The following is a 15,363-nucleotide window of genomic DNA, read 5'->3' as shown; positions in this document are numbered from 1 at the left end:
TCTGGGCGGTTCTTTCTTTTTTTTGGGGTGGGGGCCGTATTGGCGCTTTAATCGGTCTATGGGCAGCCATACCCCGTTTTGGGGGGGGGGGGGGGGGGGGGGGGGGGCGGCGGGGGGGGGGGGGGGGGGGGGGGGGGGGGGGTTGGGTGGGCAGTAGGATGGGGCGTTGTGCGGGTTCTCTTGGTGGGTGGTGGGGGGCGCGAGCATGCGCTTGCCCTCGGGTTGGTTCGCGATTCGGCTGTCGACGCGTTGATTGCCGCTCCGGGTAATCCGGGGATCGCCGACGTCGCCGAGCTGAAGGCCGTTACCGCGACCGATCCGGCCGCCGTGGCGGCGCTGGCGGTGGAGACCGCAGCCGACCTGGTGGTGATCGGCCCGGAGGCGCCGCTGGTCGCCGGTGTCGCCGATGCCGTACGAGCCAAGGGCATCGCCGTTTTCGGCCCGTCGGCCGAGGCCGCCCAGTTGGAGGGTTCGAAGGCGTTCGCCAAGGACGTGATGACCGCCGCCGGGGTGCCGACCGCCCGGGCGTACGTCTGTACGGACGAGGAGAGCACCGCGCGTGCGCTCGACGAGTTCGGCGCGCCGTACGTGGTGAAGGACGACGGTCTCGCCGCCGGCAAGGGCGTGGTGGTGACCGACGACCGGTCCGCCGCGCTGGCGCACGCCGCGGAGTGCGGCCGGGTCGTGGTCGAGGAGTTCCTCGACGGCCCGGAGGTCAGCCTGTTCGTGGTCACCGACGGCGAGGCCGCCCTGCCGCTGCTGCCAGCGCAGGACTTCAAGCGGATCGGCGACGGCGACAGCGGCCCCAACACGGGTGGCATGGGAGCGTACGCGCCGCTGCCGTGGGCACCGCCGGGCCTGGTCGACGACGTCATGCGCGACGTGGTGCACCCGACGCTGGCCGAGCTGCGCCGCCGGGGCACGCCGTTCGCGGGCCTGCTCTACGTCGGCCTGGCGATGACCGCCGCCGGCCCCCGGGTGATCGAGTTCAACGCGCGCTTCGGTGACCCGGAGACCCAGGTGGTGCTCGCGCTGCTGGAGACTCCCCTGGGTGGGTTGTTGCAGGCGGCGGCCACCGGCACGCTGGCCGAGCACCCGCCGTTGCGCTGGCGGGACGGCGCCGCCGTCACCGTGGTGCTCGCCGCGCAGGGCTACCCGGCCGCGCCGCGCACCGGCGATGTGATCACCGGCGCGGACCGGCCGGGAATCATCCACGCGGGCACCGCCCGCCGGGCCGGCGACGGCGCGTTGCTGTCCGCCGGCGGCCGGGTTCTCTGTGGTACGGCCACCGGCCGCGACCTGGCGGCTGCCCGGGAGGCGGCGTACGCGCTGGTGGACGGGGTGGAGTTGGCGGGCTCGCAGCATCGCACCGACATCGCCGCGGCCGCGATCGCCGGCCGGATCACGATCCCGGGCTGACCTCTCAGCCGTAGTAGCGGCGCAGCTCGCGGGCGAGGACCTTGCCGGTGGCGTTGCGGGGCAGGTACTTCACGTAGACCACGTCCCGGGGTACGGAGAAGCGGGCCAGGTAGTGCCGGACGTACTCGCGGACGGCCTCGGGGTCGAGCGTCTCGCCGGGGTGCAGGGCGAGGAACGCGGCGAGTCGCTGGCCGTACTCGGGGTCGGGTACGCCGATCACGGCGGCCTCGCGTACCTGCGGTAGCTGGGCGAGCAGGTCCTCCACCTCGGACGGGAACACGTTCTCGCCGCCGGAGACGATCATGTCGTCGGCCCGGCCGTCCACGAAGAGCAGTCCGTCGGGGTTGAGCCGGCCGAGGTCTCCGGTGTCGAGCAACCCGTCGCGGGTCTCCCGGGTGGCACCCGAGGTGTATCCCTCGAAGAGCATCTCGTTGCCGACGAAGATGCGCCCGACCTGTCCCGGCGGGACCGGTTGGCCGGCGTTGTCGAGCAGTTCCAGTCGGGTGCCGTGTGGTGGTCGGCCGGCCGTGGTGGGTGCCTGGCGCAGGTCCGCCGGGTTGGCGATGGACGCCCAGGAGACCTCGGTGGACCCGTACATGTTGTAGAGGACGTCTCCGTACGCGTCCATGAACTTCGGTGCGAGCCCGCCGGGCAGGGCCGATCCGCTGACCGCGACGACCTTGAGCGTGGGGCGTGGGTCCGGTGGGGGCACCTCCAGCAGTCGTTGGAGCATCACGGGTACGGCGAAGAGGGCGTCGCAGCGGTGGGTGACCAGGGCGGCGAGCGTGGCGGCCGGGTCGAAGCGGCGGTGCAGCACGATGGTGGCCCGCAGCGCGAAGCACACCTGGAGCGCGGCGAATCCCCAGGTGTGGAAGATCGGGGCGGCGATCAGCACCCGGTCCTTTGTGTGCAGGGGTATGCGGTCGATGATGGACACGAGCGGCCCGAAGCCGCTGGGTGTGGGACGGCGGGCGCCCTTGGGAGCACCGGTGGTGCCCGAGGTCAGCACGATGATCCGGCCGTCGCGCTCCGGCGGGTGCAGCTCGCCCGGTAGCGCCCCGGCCACCAGTTCCTCGCGGGCGCGTTCGTCGAGGCGGGGCAGTTCGGCGGGGAGGCCGAGGACCCGTTCGGCGAACTCGTCGTCGTGCACCAACAGCCGCAGCCGCTGTTCCTCGGCGACGGTGGCGAGTTGGGCGGCGGAGAGGCCCGTGTTGACGAGCACCGCGTCGACACCGAGCAGGGTCGCCGCGACGATCGTCTCGATGAGCCCGTGGTGGTTGCGGCAGAGGACGCCGATCCGCTCGCCGGGTTGTACGCCGAGCCCGGACCGCATCGACCGGGCCATCCGCTCGGCCCGGTCGAGGAGCGCCTGGTAGGTCAGCTCGACGCCGTTTTCGTCGATGATCGCCGGTCGCCCGGGGTCGCGGGCGGCCGCCTGGCGTAGTTCGCCGGCGAGGCTCCATCCCCAGGTACGCAGCGCGTTGAGCTGCGAGGCGATTCGGACCGGGCGGCCCGGGGTGAGCAGACCGCGACGGGTCAGCGTGGTGACGACGAACGGCAGGTCCATGCCGCAGACCTCCTTGGGGGCGGTGCGCGGACAGCCCCATCCGGCGGGGCGTCTTCCTTGATCATGCACCCGACGCGCCGGGCGGCCCAGCCGACGTCGGCGTGGGGTGACGTAGTCGGCACGGTTAGGCAGAAGCAGGATCGCCGGGTACGGGTCTGGCGGCACCGACCTGGGCCCGCGCCGACCGGTCGGGCCGTCGGCCGGAGCGGCCGCCGACCCGACGCTGGTCGGGCGCGAGGAGCGGAGGGTCAGCGGATCTGCATGCCGGAGATCGCTCGGGAGATGACCAGTCGCTGGATCTCGGACGTACCCTCGAAAATGGTGTAGATCTTGGCGTCGCGGTACCAGCGCTCGACCGGGTGGTCGCGCAGGAATCCGGCGCCGCCGAGCAGTTGTACCGCCTTCTCGGTGACGGACACCGCGACCTCGCCGGCCTTGAGCTTGGACATCGAGCCCTCGCCTGCGGTGAACGGGCGGTTGTTGCGGCCCATCCAGGAGGCCCGCCAGACCAGCAGTCGCGCGGCGTCGATCTCCATGCGCATGTCGGCCAGCGTGAACGCGACCGCCTGGTTCTCGATGATCGGCCGTCCGAACTGGACCCGGTCCTTGGCGTAGTCCAGGGCGTACTCGTAGGCGGCCCGCGCCACGCCGAGTGCCTGCGCGCCCACGGTGGGTCGGGACAGTTCGAAGGTACGCATCGCGGCCTGCCCGCTGGCGCGTTGCCCGGACCGGGCTCGTGCCAGGCGTTCGTCCAGGGCGTCCTTGCCGCCGAGCAGGCAGCGGCCGGGCACGCGTACCTCGTCGAGGAAGACGTCGGCGGTGTGCGACGCGCGCAGGCCGAGCTTGCGCAGCTTGCGGGTCGCGGCCAGGCCGGGGGTGCCCGGCGGTACGACGAACGCCGCCTGACCGCGCGAGCCGAGCGTGGGATCCACGGAGGCGGTGACCACGTGCACTCCGGCGATGCCGCCGTTGGTGGCGTACGCCTTCTGGCCGGTGAGCACCCACTCGTCGGTGGCCTCGTCGTAGACGGCGCGGGTGCGCATCGCGCTGACGTCGGAACCGGCCTCGGGTTCGCTGCTGCAGAACGCGGCGACGGCGGGCGAGTCGACGTCGCCGAAGCACTGTGGCACCCACTCGACCATCTGGTCCGGGGTGCCGGTGCCGTAGATGGCGGCGACGGCGAGGGAGGTGCCGAAGATGCTCAGGCCGATGCCGGCGTCACCCCAGAAGAGTTCCTCGCTGGCGATGGGCAGGGACAGCCCGGTCGGGTCGGCCCAGCAGGTGGCGAGGAACTCGAAGCCGTAGAGGCCGACCTTCGCGGCCTCCTGGATCACCGGCCACGGGGTGTCCTCGCGTTCGTCCCACTCGGCGGCGGCCGGGCGCACGACCTCGGCGGCGAAGCCGTGCACCCAGTCGCGTAGATCCCGCTGTTCCTCGTTCAGGTCGAGCGAGAACTCGGCCATGTCAGGCCTTGGGGATGTCGAACAGGTTGGCGATGTTGGCGGCGAGGCCGAGGTCGCCCTTCGCCTTCAGCTTGCCGGTCATGAACATCATGACCGGGTTGGCGCCGCCGGAGACGATCTTCAGGAACTCGACCGGGCCCATGGTGAGGCTCAGCTTCGGGTCGTGCTGCGGGGTCTCGTTCACCTCGCACTTGCCGTCGGCGATGGCCACCTCGTAGGTGTCGCTGCCGCCGTCGGGGCGACCGGTGATGATCCAGTGGATGACCGCGTTGGTGGAGCCGGCCCGGTCCGCGCGGAACAGCGACGGCATCCGGCCGAACACCTCACCGAGGACCTTGCCGCGCAGCTCGCCGGCCATCACCTGGGCGATCTTGTCGTCCGGGGTGGACTTGACCAGCTGGGCGAACTCCTTGGGCCCGACGTTGGCGAAGTTGGCCGGGTCGAAGTCAGTCATGAGACGCGCCTTCCGGAAGATTTGGCTACTCGTGCGTAACCCTACGCACGAGTAGGTATGCTCGCAAGGTGTCCACGCCTCCCGCGTTCAAGCGCCTCCCGCGCGCCGTACGCGAGCAACAGATGCTCGACGCGGCCGTGAAGGTCTTCTCCCGGCGCGGCTTCCACGCCGCCAGCATGGACGAGATCGCGGAGGACGCCGGCATCTCCAAACCCATGGTGTACGCGTACCTCGGCACCAAGGAGGAGCTCTTCGTCGCCTGCCTGCACCGGGAAGGGACCCGGATGATGCAGGCCATCGCCGGTGCCGCCGCCCCCGACCTGCCGGCCGACGAGCGGCTGTGGCGTGGACTCAAGGCGTTCTTCGGCTTCGTGGGCGCGCACCGCGACGGCTGGGCGGTGCTCTACCGGCAGGCCCGCGGCGAGCAGCCGTTCGCCGGTGAACTGGCCACCATGCGCGCCCGGCTGGTCGAGGTGGTCGCCGGGATGCTCGACCACGCGCTGCGCGAGGAGGGTCGCGAGATCGCGCCCACCGACCTGGAGGTCGTCGCGTACGCCCTGGTCGGCGCGACCGAGTCGCTGGCCGACTGGCTCGCCGACCACCCGGAGGCCGACCCGGAGAAGACGGCCACCCGGATGATGAACGTGGCCTGGCTCGGCGCCGCCCAGCTTCTGCACGGCGTCACCTGGCGTCCGCCGGTCGACTGACGGCCTCGGCGGAGAAAGCCTCGGTGTCCGGCGTCGCACGGCGGCGGTTGCGCAGCCAGCGGGCCACCTCGACGACCACCGTCACCGTCAGGGCGAGGCCCAGACCGAGCAGGAGACCGCGAAGAGGATCCTGCTCGAACGCCAGCCCGCCGACGTAGCCGACCAGCGCCGAGTAGAGCCCCCACGAGCCGGCGGCGAGCGCGTCGAAGGCCAGAAAACGTCGCCGGGGGAACCGCACCGCACCCATGGTGAGGGTGACCGCGGTCCGGCCGCCCGGCACGTAGCGGGCCACGGTGAGGATCAGACCACCGCGCGTCGCGATTCCCCGACGGGCCCGGTCGATGGCCCTTGAGCGTCGGCCGTCGGCCGGCAGCCGGCCCAGCAGTCGCGCTCCGCCGCCCCGCCCGATGGCGTACGAGACGTGGTCGCCGACGAGCGCCCCGGCGGCGGCCACCACGATGACCGCGGGCAGGTACGGCGTTCCCGAGGCGGCGAACACCCCGGCCGTGATCACCGCCGTCTCGCTCGGCACCACCGGAAAGAAGCCGTCGAGCACGGCGATGGCGAAGAGGGCCAGGTACACCCAGGGCGAGGACATCGTGTCGTGCAGCAGGTCGAGCAGATCCATGATCCTGATGCTGCTGTCCGGGGCGGCCCCCGCCATCGGCCAGTGGTCAGGCGGGCGACACTACTTAGGTAGCTGTCGGCCCGGACGACGGCTCAGGGTGTTCCCCCACCACACCCCCGTCCTGTGCCGCGAGGCGGGCCGGCCCGTCCACCAAGCCCTACGCTCGCTGCGTGGCATCCACCACCGTCGCCGTCCGGCGAGCCTTCCAGCGGTACGCCTCGCTGCTGCTCGCGGTCGTGGTCGGGGCAGCGGTGTGGGCCAGCGCGGCCGGTGACCTCGGGGTCCGCTCGCCGCTGCCGGGCGTCGTCACGCTGGTCCTCGCCGTCGCCTCCGGCTGGGCCAGCGCTGCCGTGGGTACCCGTCGCTGGCCGTTGTTCCTGGTCGCGGCGGTTGGTTGGCTGGTGCTCGCCGCCGCGGCGGCCGGGGTGGTCGCCTCGTACCAGGCGGGGGTGCGGCTGCGGGGCCGCCAACTTGCCGGCTACCTCGTCGGCGTCGCCGTGGTGCTCGGCGGTGGGGTCGTGGTCGGGCAGCAGGTGGGTGGCGTACGCCGGATCACCACCGCGACCACCGGCAACGTGCTGCTGCTCGCCGTCTGCCTGGTCGGGCTTCCGTTGCTCTTCGGCCTCTGGATCCGCGCGCGTCGGGACACTCTCGCCGCGCTGCGGGACCGGGCCGAACGGCTGGAGCGCGAGCGGGAGGCCCACGCCGACCGGGTCCGCGCCGAGGAGCGGACCCGGATCGCGCGGGAGATGCACGACGTGGTGGCGCACCGGGTCTCGCTCATGGTCGTGCACGCCGGGGCCCTGGAGGTGACCGCCGCGAACCCGGCGACCGTCGAGACCGCCGCGCTCATCAGGACGACCGGCCGGGCGGCGCTCACCGACCTGCGTGAGGTGCTGGGTGTGCTCCGCCAGGCCGAGGCGGCGTTGTTGCCGGAGCGGGGGCTCGACGCGCTGGACGAGCTGATCGGGGAGTCCCGTGCCGCCGGTCTGCGGGTGTCCCGGGAGGACGAGGGCGCGCCGACCGCACTGCCCGCGACGTTGGGGCGCACCGCGTACCGGGTCGTCCGCGAGGCGTTGACCAACGTGCGCAAGCACGCGGCCGACGCCGAAACGGTCGTTCGCCTGCGCTTCCTCCCCGACGGGCTGGAGGTCGTCGTGCGCAACGGTCCGTCCGTGGCCGGGCCGGAGCTGCCCGGTGCCGGGCAAGGGCTGCTCGGGCTGCGGGAGCGGGTGGAACTGCTCGGCGGCCGGCTGGACGCGACGTCCGTCGACGGCGGTTTCCTGGTCCGGGCCCTGCTCCCGCTGGCGGGTGTGGCGTGATCCGGGTGCTGGTCGTCGACGACGAGCAGCTCGTCCGCGCCGGGCTACGGCTCATCCTCGAGGCGGCGAAGGACATCACCGTGGTCGGCGAGGCGGCGAATGGCGCCGGCGCGCTGGAGCAGGCCCACCGGTTGCGCCCCGACGTGGTGCTGCTCGACGTGCGGATGCCGGGCGTCGACGGGCTGACCGTCGCGCCGGAGTTGGTCGCCGCCGGCCCGAGGGTGATCATGCTGACCACCTTCGACCTCGACGAGTACGTGCACGGGGCGCTGCGTGCCGGTGCGGTCGGCTTCCTGCTCAAGGACACTCCGCCCCACGAGTTGGCCGCCGCCGTCCGTACGGTGGCCGCCGGCCACGCGATGCTGGCCCCGACGGTGACCCGGCGGCTGATCAGCTCGTTCGCCGAGCGAGGTCCGGCCCGTCGGGACGCGGCTCGCGAACGGCTCGCCGCGCTCACCGGACGGGAGCTGGAGATCGTGCGGGAGGTGGCACGCGGGCACGGCAACGCCGAGATCGCCAGGCGGCTGACGATGAGCGAGGCCACCGTGAAGGCGCATGTCAGCCGGGCGCTGGCGAAACTGCACGTGGGCAATCGGGTGCGGTTGGCGATCCTGGTGCACGACGCCGACCTGCTGTGACGTGCCCCGGTGGCCGGGCGGCGATCACCGGCGGGAGGCCGCGCGCCGGTGTGCCTGGCGGCGTAGCCACCGGATCCCCTCCAGGCCGAAGGTGATGACGAGGGAGACTCCCACCCCGACCAGTACGCCCTTCACCGGGTCGCGTTCGAAGGCCAGCCCGCCGAAGTATCCGAGCAGGCCGCAGTACACGGCCCAGGTGAACGCCCCGATGCTGTCGTAGAGCAGGAACGCGCGGCGGGAGTAGCCCACCGCGCCCATGGTGAGGGTGACGGCGGTCCGGCCACCCGGGACGTACCGGCTGGTGGTCAGGATCATCCCGCCCCGGCGGTCCACCGCGCGGCGGGCCCAGTCGGAGCTGGCTCGCCGGCGGCTGCCGTCGGGCAGCCGGGCCAGCCGGCTCGCGCCACCGCCGCGCCCGATGGCGTACGAGATGTGGTCGCCGACCAGCGCGCCCACGCCAGCGCTGACGATCACGAGGGTGAGGCTGGGGTGACCGCCGCTGGCGGACAGCACCCCGGCGGTGATCACGGCGGCCTCGCCGGGCACCGCAGGGAAGAACGCGTCGACCGCGGTGAGGCCGAAGATCACCAGGTACACCCATGGCGAGGTGACCGTCCCACGGAGGAGGTCGAGCAGGGCGTCCATGCCCCCATGTTTGATGGCTCGGCGGCGGTCGGTGGCGCTTCGCCGACATTGCGCCGAATGGTCATCCGATCACCCCCTTGGCGCGGGCGACGAACTCCCGCACCTCGGGGGCATGGCCTCGCTCACTGCTTCTCGCTGCTGGGCGGAGGGTAGTGGGCGCCGTTGAAGGTGACTCGCAGCGAGTACACCGAGGTTCCGGCGGTGATGAACAGGTGGTTGCGTTTCGGCCCACCGAAGGCGAGGTTGGCTACCGGTTCGGGTAGCAGCAGCTTGCCGATCAGGGTTCCGTCGGGATCGAAGCAGTGCACACCGTCCCAGGCCCCCGCCCACACCCGCCCAGCGTCGTCGAGACGGATGCCGTCGAAACGGCCGAAGTCGCACTCAGTGAAGATCTTCCCACCGCTGAGGCTGCCATCGGCGGTGACGTCGAAGACGCGGATGTGACTCGGGTCCTGTCGGGTGTCCACCACGTAGAGCTGCTGTTCGTCGGCCGAGAACGCCAGGCCGTTGGGGCGGCTGAAGTCATTCGCGACGACGCGCATGTCGCCCGTCGCAGGGTCCAGGCGGAACACGTAACAGGCGCCGTCGAACTCGTTGTCGCCTCTGTTGCCCTCATAGTCGTTGTGGATGCCGTAACTCGGGTCGGTGAACCAGATCGTGCCGTCGGCGCGGACGACCACGTCGTTGGGGCTGTTGAGCCGCTTGCCCTGGAAGCCGTCGGCCAGCACGGTGATCGTGCCGTCGTGCTCGGTGCGGGTGACCCGCCGATTGCCCTGCTCGCACGTGACAAGCCGACCCTGGCGGTCCACGGTGTTGCCGTTGGCGTAGCCCGAGCCGTGGCGGAAGACGCCGACAGCGCCGGTGGTCTCATCCCAGCGCAGCATCCGGTCGTTGGGGATGTCGCTCCACACCAGGTAGCGGCCTGCCGGAAAATACGCCGGCCCCTCAGTCTTGCGTGCGCCGCTGTGTAGCAGTTCGACGACAAAGTCGCCGTCGCAGCCACGGAACCGCTCATCCAGCAGGCGGAATTCAGTGGGAACAGTGTCGGTCATCGCCATCCCTCCCCTTGCGCCGGAGCACCATTCGGCAAAGGCACGTGGAAACCATACCTGGTATGGTAGGCGCGCCGGTCAACCGAATTTCGTTCAACGGAGATGCCTCGGTGGTAGATGACATCGACCGCGCGCTGCTGGCGCAGCTGCAGCGCGACGCCACCCAGTCCTATGCGGCACTGGCCAAGGCGGTGGGACTGTCCGCCGGCTCCGCCCATGACCGCGTACGCAAACTGCGCGAACGCGGCGTGATCCGCCGGACCACCGTCGACGTCTCCCCGGCGCTCGTCGGCCGTGGCGTGTCGGCGTTCGTGATGGTCAGTGCCGACTCCTGGATGGGCGACGCCCGGACCAGCGACGCGCTTGCGGCTATTCCCGAGATCCAGGAAGCGCACATCATCGCCGGCGCGGCATCACTGCTGGTGAAGATCCGTACCGCGACGACCGAAGACCTGCAAGCGGCGCTGCGCCGCATCTTCGGGGTCGACGGCGTCACCGGCACCCAGGCCATGGTCGTGCTGGAGACGTTCTTCGAGCGTTCGGTGAGCGTGCTCGACCAGCCCAGCGAACCGCACCCGCCGGACGCCGACGCGCCGCTACGTTGAGACCGAGCCGACCAGGGCCGGTGGGGCGAGCAGCGGACCGCACGGGATCTTGTCGTCGGCGGTGGGCCCGTGCGAGGTCAGCACCACCGGTGTGGCCAACTCCGCGCCCACCGCCTCGGCCCAGTCGGCCGGAGCGTCGTCGTACACCGGGCGGGAGCGCAGCAGGCGGTCGGTGAGCGCGGCCTGCCGGTCCAGGTCGCCGGGCGGGCCGGGGATGAGCCGGTCGCCGGTGTCGTAACGACGGCAGATCCGCAGGTCGGGACCGGCGAGGTCGAGATGGGTCAGCGCCAGGCCGTCGACCCCGCCGGCCGCCGCGAGGGCGTACCGGTGGGCGACGGCGTCGAAGTGGCCGAACCGGAACCGGCCCTGCCACGGGTTCGTCGGGTTGTGCCCGTCGACGAAGGGCAGCGTCGGGTCCTCGGTCACCAGCGGGCCGGGACCGTGCCGGGTGGTGACGGTCCGCAGCACGCCGATCCGGGTCAGCTCGCCGGCCTGTCCCGCCTCGGCGAGCAGCCGGTCGACGTTGGTGAACGTGGTGGTGCTCCACGTCGTGTACGGGTGGAAGCCGTGCCACTCGTCGAGCAGCACCCCCTGCGCGCCCTCGAAGACGCAGGTCCCCGAGCGCAGCGCCCCGGCGAGCCAGGTCCGGTCGACGATGGCGACCCGGCCGGCGAACCCGGTGTACGCGGGCAGGCAGTCCTGCACCGGCGGCGCGTCCAGCGGGCCGAGTTCGACGGTCAGCCGGTCCCGCAGAACCGTCAACCGGCGGCGCAGCAGGGCAGGACGCCGGCAGTCGCCGACCCGGGGCGCGTCCTCGGGGTGGGCGAGGCCGTACGCGACGGTCTCGCCCACCCCCAGCCCGCAGGAGCCGTGCCGGTCGGCGCCCCGGGCGATTTCCCGGGCCCGGTTGGCGGCCCGGTGGTACGGGGTGGCGAGCAGCGCCTCGGAGTCGACGGTCAGCCGGTCCAGCGCGTCGGCCACCCCGACCGTGGCGAGATGGTCGGCCTCGGCGGCCAGGGCCAGCGGATCCACCACCACGTGCCGGGAGAGGTGCGTCCCGACGCCGGGGTGGAACGTGCCGGCGCCGAACTGCGCGAACGTGTGGTGCCGCCCGTCGCGCAGGACGACGTTGTGCGCCGCCTGCGCGCCCCCGTTGAAGCGGACCACCGTGTGCACCGGGCGGGTGGCGCAGAGCCAGTCCACGACCGTGCCCTTGCCGGCGTCGCCGAAGCCGAGGTCGACCACCGCCACGTGATTCACAGCCGGGTCACCCCGCCGGTGGTGTCGTGGAACGCCGGCAGCGTCGACACCTCGGCCCGCCGACCCCGGCCGAGGCGGGCCAGCGCCTTGGACACCGTGCCGGTGGCGCCGGAGCCGGCGCGGTCCAGGTGGCGCAGGCCCTCGTCCAGGTCGATGGCCTGCTCGCCGAGGCCGATGGTGACCGCGATGGTCTCGCAGACCGCGTCCAGGTCGTCGAGCACGACGGCGTTCTGCCCGAGCAGGTCCCGCCAGAAGTCGAGCACCTTCGTGTTGCCGGCGTGGCTGCTGCCGGCGGGGAGCAGGTAGTAGGTGTCCCACCGCCGGGTCACCTCGTCGACGATCTGGCGCAGCGCCACGTCCTCGCCCAGGTTGTCACCGATCAGGCCGGCCACCTCCCGCGCCTTGACCCGCTGGTACGCCAGTTCGTCGCCGATGACGAACAGGTAGCCGCGCCGGCCGCGCTTCTCCCAGTTGTCGGTGGCGGTGTGCCGGGCCATGAAGTACAGGGCCAGCTCGTACGACTCGCTCATCTGCCCGCCGCCACCACCTTCGAGGACGATCCGGCCGAGGTCGTCGTCCATCCGGTTGTCCGACTCGAACTGGCCCACCTGCAGGGGCACCCGGTCGCAGGTGGCGTCGCCGATCGCGCCGAACATGATCTGCGGGTCGCTGGCGTAGCCCTGCCGTTGCAGGAGCCCGAGCAGTTGCGGCAGCTTGGTCTGCAAAACCCGCGGCACCATGCGCATCGAGCCGGTCACGTCGAAGAGCACCGCGACGGGCGTCGAGCGGGGGTGTTCGGCGGAGTCGCGGCTCTCCCGGGTCGCGTCGCGGGGGTCGAGCGCGGGGTGCACGGTCCGTGCCCCGCTGTCGCTGTAGGAGAACGCGCTGCGGCCGGTGGAGCGCCGGTAGCGGTCGGCGGCGTCGTACACGTCGGTGGACCAGGTTCCACTGCCCATGACAGCTCCTTTAGAGGGTGAAGGGTCGGAAGGTGCGTGGCCCGTAGAGCCGGTCCAGCACCTGGTCGAGTTCGCGCAGCAGGCCCCAGGCGTCGTCGGGCCGGCCGCGCAGGGAGGTCTGCCGGCAGCCCTGCGCGAAGGCGTTTAGCTCACGGGGTGCGCGCGGCCCCATCAGCCAGCTCATGCACGCGCTGGCCATCGCGAGGTCGGTGCCCGGACCGCAGGGCTGCCTGCGCGGCACCTCCTGCGGGTACCAGTCCTCGTGGTCCGGCACGAGCGCCGGGACCCTGGCACCGGCCGGGGCCGAGAAGCACCAGTCGACGAGCACCACGCCGTGGGCGTCCGGCTCGATCAGCACGTGTCGCGGCAGCACCGCGCCGTGCACCACGCCCGCCCGGTGGGCCAGGCCGAGCACCACCAGCAGTCGCCGCCACATCCAGGCCACGTCCCGGGCGTCCAACCCGTCGGGGTACGCGCGCCGCACCGCGTCGAGGTCGTGCAGGCCGGGCGCGGTGGCGAGCACGGTGATCCGCCGTTCCGCGCCGGTCGCGGGGTCGCGGTGCGCGAATTCGTCGACGAGCCGGGGTACGTACGGCAGGTAGCGCGGGTCGCCGCGCTCGGCGATGGTGTGCAGCGCGTGTGCCTCCCGCGCCATCAGGTCGTTGTCGGTGGGGCGTCGGGGGAGCTTGAGCAGCCGGTCGTCGCCGACGTCGTACAGGTCGGCCAGGTCGCCCGAGTGCGCCGGCGTGCCGAGCCGGTAGTCGCCGAGGACGGTGGTCCGCCGGGCCTGCCACCGGGTCGTGACGTGGACGAACGCGTCGAGGGCGTCGGCGCGTACCCCCGGGTCTGTCGGCAGCCGGTCGGGGTGCAGGGCCGCGACCAGCTCGCGGTAGCGGCGGGCCGGCTGGTCGGCGCCGAACAGCTCGGCGTCGGTGCGGGCGGCCGTGACCAGGTCGATGGCCTCGGCGGTCCTCATCGCACCGTCTCCTCGCGGGCCGGTCGCAGCAGCGCCGGGTGCAGCAGCCGGGCGTCGCCGGCCCGGTAGAGCCGGGCGCGGGGGCCGCCTCGGGTGCCGCCGCGCTCGGTGCTCGCGCCGGTGCTCTCCACGAAGCCCGGCACCGAGAGCACCTTGCGGTGGAAGTTGCCGGCGTGCAGCGGGTGACCCCAGACCGTCTCGTAGACGGCCCGCAGCTCGCTGATGGTGAACTCGGCGGCGAGAAAACGCGTGGCCAGCGGGGTGTACTCCAGCTTGGACCGGGCCCGCTCCAGCGCGTCGTCGATGATCCGGCCGTGGTCGAAGGCGAGCTGCCGGCTGGTCAGCGCCGTGACCGGCAGCCAGATCGCCTCGTCGGCGTCCGAGCCGGCGGCGGCGTCCGGCAGGTCGGGAGCGAACGCGAGGTGCGCGATCGAGACGACGCGCATCCGCGGGTCACGGTCGGGAGCGCCGTAACTGCCCAACTGCTCCAGGTGTACGCGGCGCAGCTCCTCGCCGCCGAGCCCGGTCTCCTCGGCCAGCTCCCGTCGCGCGCCGGCCGTCAGGTCCTCCTCGGGGCGGACGAACCCGCCGGGCAGCGCCCAGTGCCCCGCGAAGGGTGCCTGGCCACGCCGGATGAGCAGCAGGTGCAGTTGGCCGTCGCGAATGGTCAGTGCCACCACGTCGACGGTCACGGCGACCGCCGGGTAGTCCCGAGGGTCGTACGCGGCCAGGAATCGCTGCTCGTCAACCATGTCTCTCTCAATCTGAGAACATCTCGCTGTGAGAACAACTTAGCGCAGACGTGCGCCCCTGCCAACCCCTTGGATCGGCAGGGGCGCGTCAGCGCACGAGACCCACCAGGTGCGGCCGGCCGCCGGAGTCGTGCAGGGCGAACCCGTCGTCCGGCAGGAGGGCGAAGTTCACCGTGCTCGGCAGCGGTACGGGCAGCTTGAAGGCCACCTCGACGGTGTAGGCGTCCGGCAGCCGCGTCTCGAGCGCGGCCAGGCATCGCGCCTTGCTCCACATGCCGTGCGCGATCGGTTGGCGGAAGCCGAACAGTCGCGCGCCGAGCCGGGAGGTGTGGATCGGGTTGTGGTCCCCGGAGACGCGCGCGTACTCGGTGCCCACCCGGGGCTCGACCCGCCACCGGGCGGTGGCCGTGGGCGGTGTCGGACGTTCGCCCCGCTCGCGGCCGCCGGGTGTGCGCTCGCGGCCCAGGTACGTCGAGACGCCGCGCCAGACCTCCTCCCCGTCGACCGAGCCGACCAGCACCACGTCCACCTGCCGCCCCCGGTCGTGCGGGCGCAGGTCCTGGGCGTACGTGGTGAAGTCGAGGGTCTCGTCGGCGGTGATCGGGCGATGGATGGTGATCCGGTTGCCGACGTGCACCACGCCGGTCAGCGCGATGGGGAAGCCGGGCGTGGTCATCAGCCGCAGGGCCAGCGGAAAGCCCAGGATGTGCGGGTACGTCCCGGGCAGCCGGTCGGTGAGCCGGAACCCGCACACCCGGTCGTAGTCGGCCAGGTGGGCCCGGTCGACCCGCACGCCGCGAACGGCGAGCTCGACCGCCGGCAGGTCGTTGCTCTTCCGCCCCCGGCCCAGGCCCGGCAGCGCGCCGAGCGCAGCCCGCCGGTAGAGCGCCCCGGCGGCCGGCATCCGGGCCAGCTCGAC

Annotated in this window: 16 protein-coding genes; 5 read left to right on the top strand and 11 right to left on the bottom strand. The window is 72.4% G+C overall.

From position 1 onward, the window contains the following. Positions 1 to 168: 168 nt before the first annotated feature. Positions 169 to 1,419 carry a phosphoribosylamine--glycine ligase gene (gene purD / locus AB0B55_RS11940; RefSeq protein WP_357129649.1) on the top strand — a complete coding sequence of 417 codons (1,251 nt, stop codon included), beginning with the start codon at positions 169 to 171 and terminating at the stop codon, positions 1,417 to 1,419. A gap of 4 nt (positions 1,420 to 1,423) precedes the next feature. Here purD and AB0B55_RS11935 read toward each other — a convergent pair whose 3' ends face one another. From AB0B55_RS11935 to AB0B55_RS11925, 3 genes are all read right to left on the bottom strand, one after another. Next, a complete protein-coding gene (locus tag AB0B55_RS11935; RefSeq protein WP_357129652.1) occupies positions 1,424 to 2,986 on the bottom strand; it encodes an AMP-binding protein in 1,563 nt (520 codons plus the stop codon). Positions 2,987 to 3,234: 248 nt separating this feature from the next. Next, on the bottom strand, positions 3,235 to 4,449 hold the full coding sequence (locus tag AB0B55_RS11930; protein WP_357171679.1) for an acyl-CoA dehydrogenase family protein: 1,215 nt from the start codon (positions 4,447 to 4,449) through the stop codon (positions 3,235 to 3,237). A 1-nt stretch (position 4,450) separates the two neighbouring features. Beyond that, positions 4,451 to 4,903, bottom strand: coding sequence for an SCP2 sterol-binding domain-containing protein (locus AB0B55_RS11925; protein ID WP_355048433.1), 453 nt, complete (start codon positions 4,901 to 4,903; stop codon positions 4,451 to 4,453). Positions 4,904 to 4,971: 68 nt separating this feature from the next. Here AB0B55_RS11925 and AB0B55_RS11920 point away from each other — a divergent pair, with 68 nt between their 5' ends. Further along, on the top strand, positions 4,972 to 5,610 hold the full coding sequence (locus AB0B55_RS11920) for a TetR/AcrR family transcriptional regulator (protein WP_355048432.1): 639 nt from the start codon (positions 4,972 to 4,974) through the stop codon (positions 5,608 to 5,610). Here AB0B55_RS11920 and AB0B55_RS11915 read toward each other — a convergent pair. After that, positions 5,585 to 6,241, bottom strand: a complete 657-nt coding sequence (locus AB0B55_RS11915; protein ID WP_357171828.1) for a VTT domain-containing protein — start codon at positions 6,239 to 6,241, stop codon at positions 5,585 to 5,587. The genes AB0B55_RS11920 and AB0B55_RS11915 overlap by 26 nt on opposite strands. 167 nt (positions 6,242 to 6,408) lie before the next feature. Here AB0B55_RS11915 and AB0B55_RS11910 point away from each other — a divergent pair, with 167 nt between their 5' ends. Together AB0B55_RS11910 and AB0B55_RS11905 are read left to right on the top strand one after the other, a co-directional pair. Further along, positions 6,409 to 7,560: a histidine kinase gene (locus tag AB0B55_RS11910; RefSeq protein ID WP_357171677.1), complete on the top strand. Its 1,152-nt coding sequence runs from the start codon at positions 6,409 to 6,411 to the stop codon at positions 7,558 to 7,560. Next, on the top strand, positions 7,557 to 8,198 hold the full coding sequence (locus tag AB0B55_RS11905) for a response regulator transcription factor (RefSeq protein WP_357132182.1): 642 nt from the start codon (positions 7,557 to 7,559) through the stop codon (positions 8,196 to 8,198). Before AB0B55_RS11910 ends, AB0B55_RS11905 begins: the two co-directional genes overlap by 4 nt. A 24-nt stretch (positions 8,199 to 8,222) precedes the next feature. Here AB0B55_RS11905 and AB0B55_RS11900 read toward each other — a convergent pair whose 3' ends face one another. Together AB0B55_RS11900 and AB0B55_RS11895 are read right to left on the bottom strand one after the other, a co-directional pair. Continuing rightward, positions 8,223 to 8,843 (bottom strand): DedA family protein, encoded by a 621-nt coding sequence (locus tag AB0B55_RS11900; RefSeq protein ID WP_355048429.1) that lies wholly within the window; start codon positions 8,841 to 8,843, stop codon positions 8,223 to 8,225. Positions 8,844 to 8,965: 122 nt separating this feature from the next. After that, positions 8,966 to 9,895, bottom strand: a complete 930-nt coding sequence (locus AB0B55_RS11895) for an SMP-30/gluconolactonase/LRE family protein (protein WP_357171675.1) — start codon at positions 9,893 to 9,895, stop codon at positions 8,966 to 8,968. A gap of 110 nt (positions 9,896 to 10,005) precedes the next feature. Between AB0B55_RS11895 and AB0B55_RS11890 the strand changes: the two genes are divergently transcribed. After that, the gene (locus tag AB0B55_RS11890; protein ID WP_357171827.1) at positions 10,006 to 10,500 is read left to right on the top strand and encodes an Lrp/AsnC family transcriptional regulator; all 495 of its coding nucleotides are present in this window, start codon (positions 10,006 to 10,008) and stop codon (positions 10,498 to 10,500) included. Here the strand turns inward: AB0B55_RS11890 and AB0B55_RS11885 are convergent. From AB0B55_RS11885 to AB0B55_RS11865, 5 genes are all read right to left on the bottom strand, one after another. Then, positions 10,492 to 11,760, bottom strand: a complete 1,269-nt coding sequence (locus tag AB0B55_RS11885) for an adenylosuccinate synthetase (protein WP_357171673.1) — start codon at positions 11,758 to 11,760, stop codon at positions 10,492 to 10,494. The two genes, AB0B55_RS11890 and AB0B55_RS11885, sit on opposite strands and share 9 nt — an antisense overlap. Further along, positions 11,757 to 12,716: a hypothetical protein gene (locus tag AB0B55_RS11880; RefSeq protein ID WP_357171672.1), complete on the bottom strand. Its 960-nt coding sequence runs from the start codon at positions 12,714 to 12,716 to the stop codon at positions 11,757 to 11,759. Before AB0B55_RS11880 ends, AB0B55_RS11885 begins: the two co-directional genes overlap by 4 nt. Positions 12,717 to 12,726: 10 nt before the next feature. Next, positions 12,727 to 13,692 carry a serine/threonine protein kinase gene (locus AB0B55_RS11875; protein WP_357171671.1) on the bottom strand — a complete coding sequence of 322 codons (966 nt, stop codon included), beginning with the start codon at positions 13,690 to 13,692 and terminating at the stop codon, positions 12,727 to 12,729. After that, positions 13,689 to 14,444 (bottom strand): NUDIX domain-containing protein, encoded by a 756-nt coding sequence (locus tag AB0B55_RS11870; protein WP_357171669.1) that lies wholly within the window; start codon positions 14,442 to 14,444, stop codon positions 13,689 to 13,691. The genes AB0B55_RS11875 and AB0B55_RS11870 overlap by 4 nt, the downstream gene beginning before the upstream one ends. An 88-nt stretch (positions 14,445 to 14,532) precedes the next feature. Then, positions 14,533 to 15,348, bottom strand: coding sequence for a MaoC/PaaZ C-terminal domain-containing protein (locus AB0B55_RS11865; RefSeq protein ID WP_357171826.1), 816 nt, complete (start codon positions 15,346 to 15,348; stop codon positions 14,533 to 14,535). Between the last annotated feature and the right edge of the window lie 15 nt (positions 15,349 to 15,363).

It is taken from the genome of Micromonospora sp. NPDC049107 (genome assembly GCF_040648595.1).
Classification (GTDB): Bacteria; Actinomycetota; Actinomycetes; order Mycobacteriales; family Micromonosporaceae; genus Micromonospora.
The sequence above is the reverse complement of the archived record's forward strand: the minus strand, read 5'-3'. Positions and strand labels throughout refer to the sequence as shown.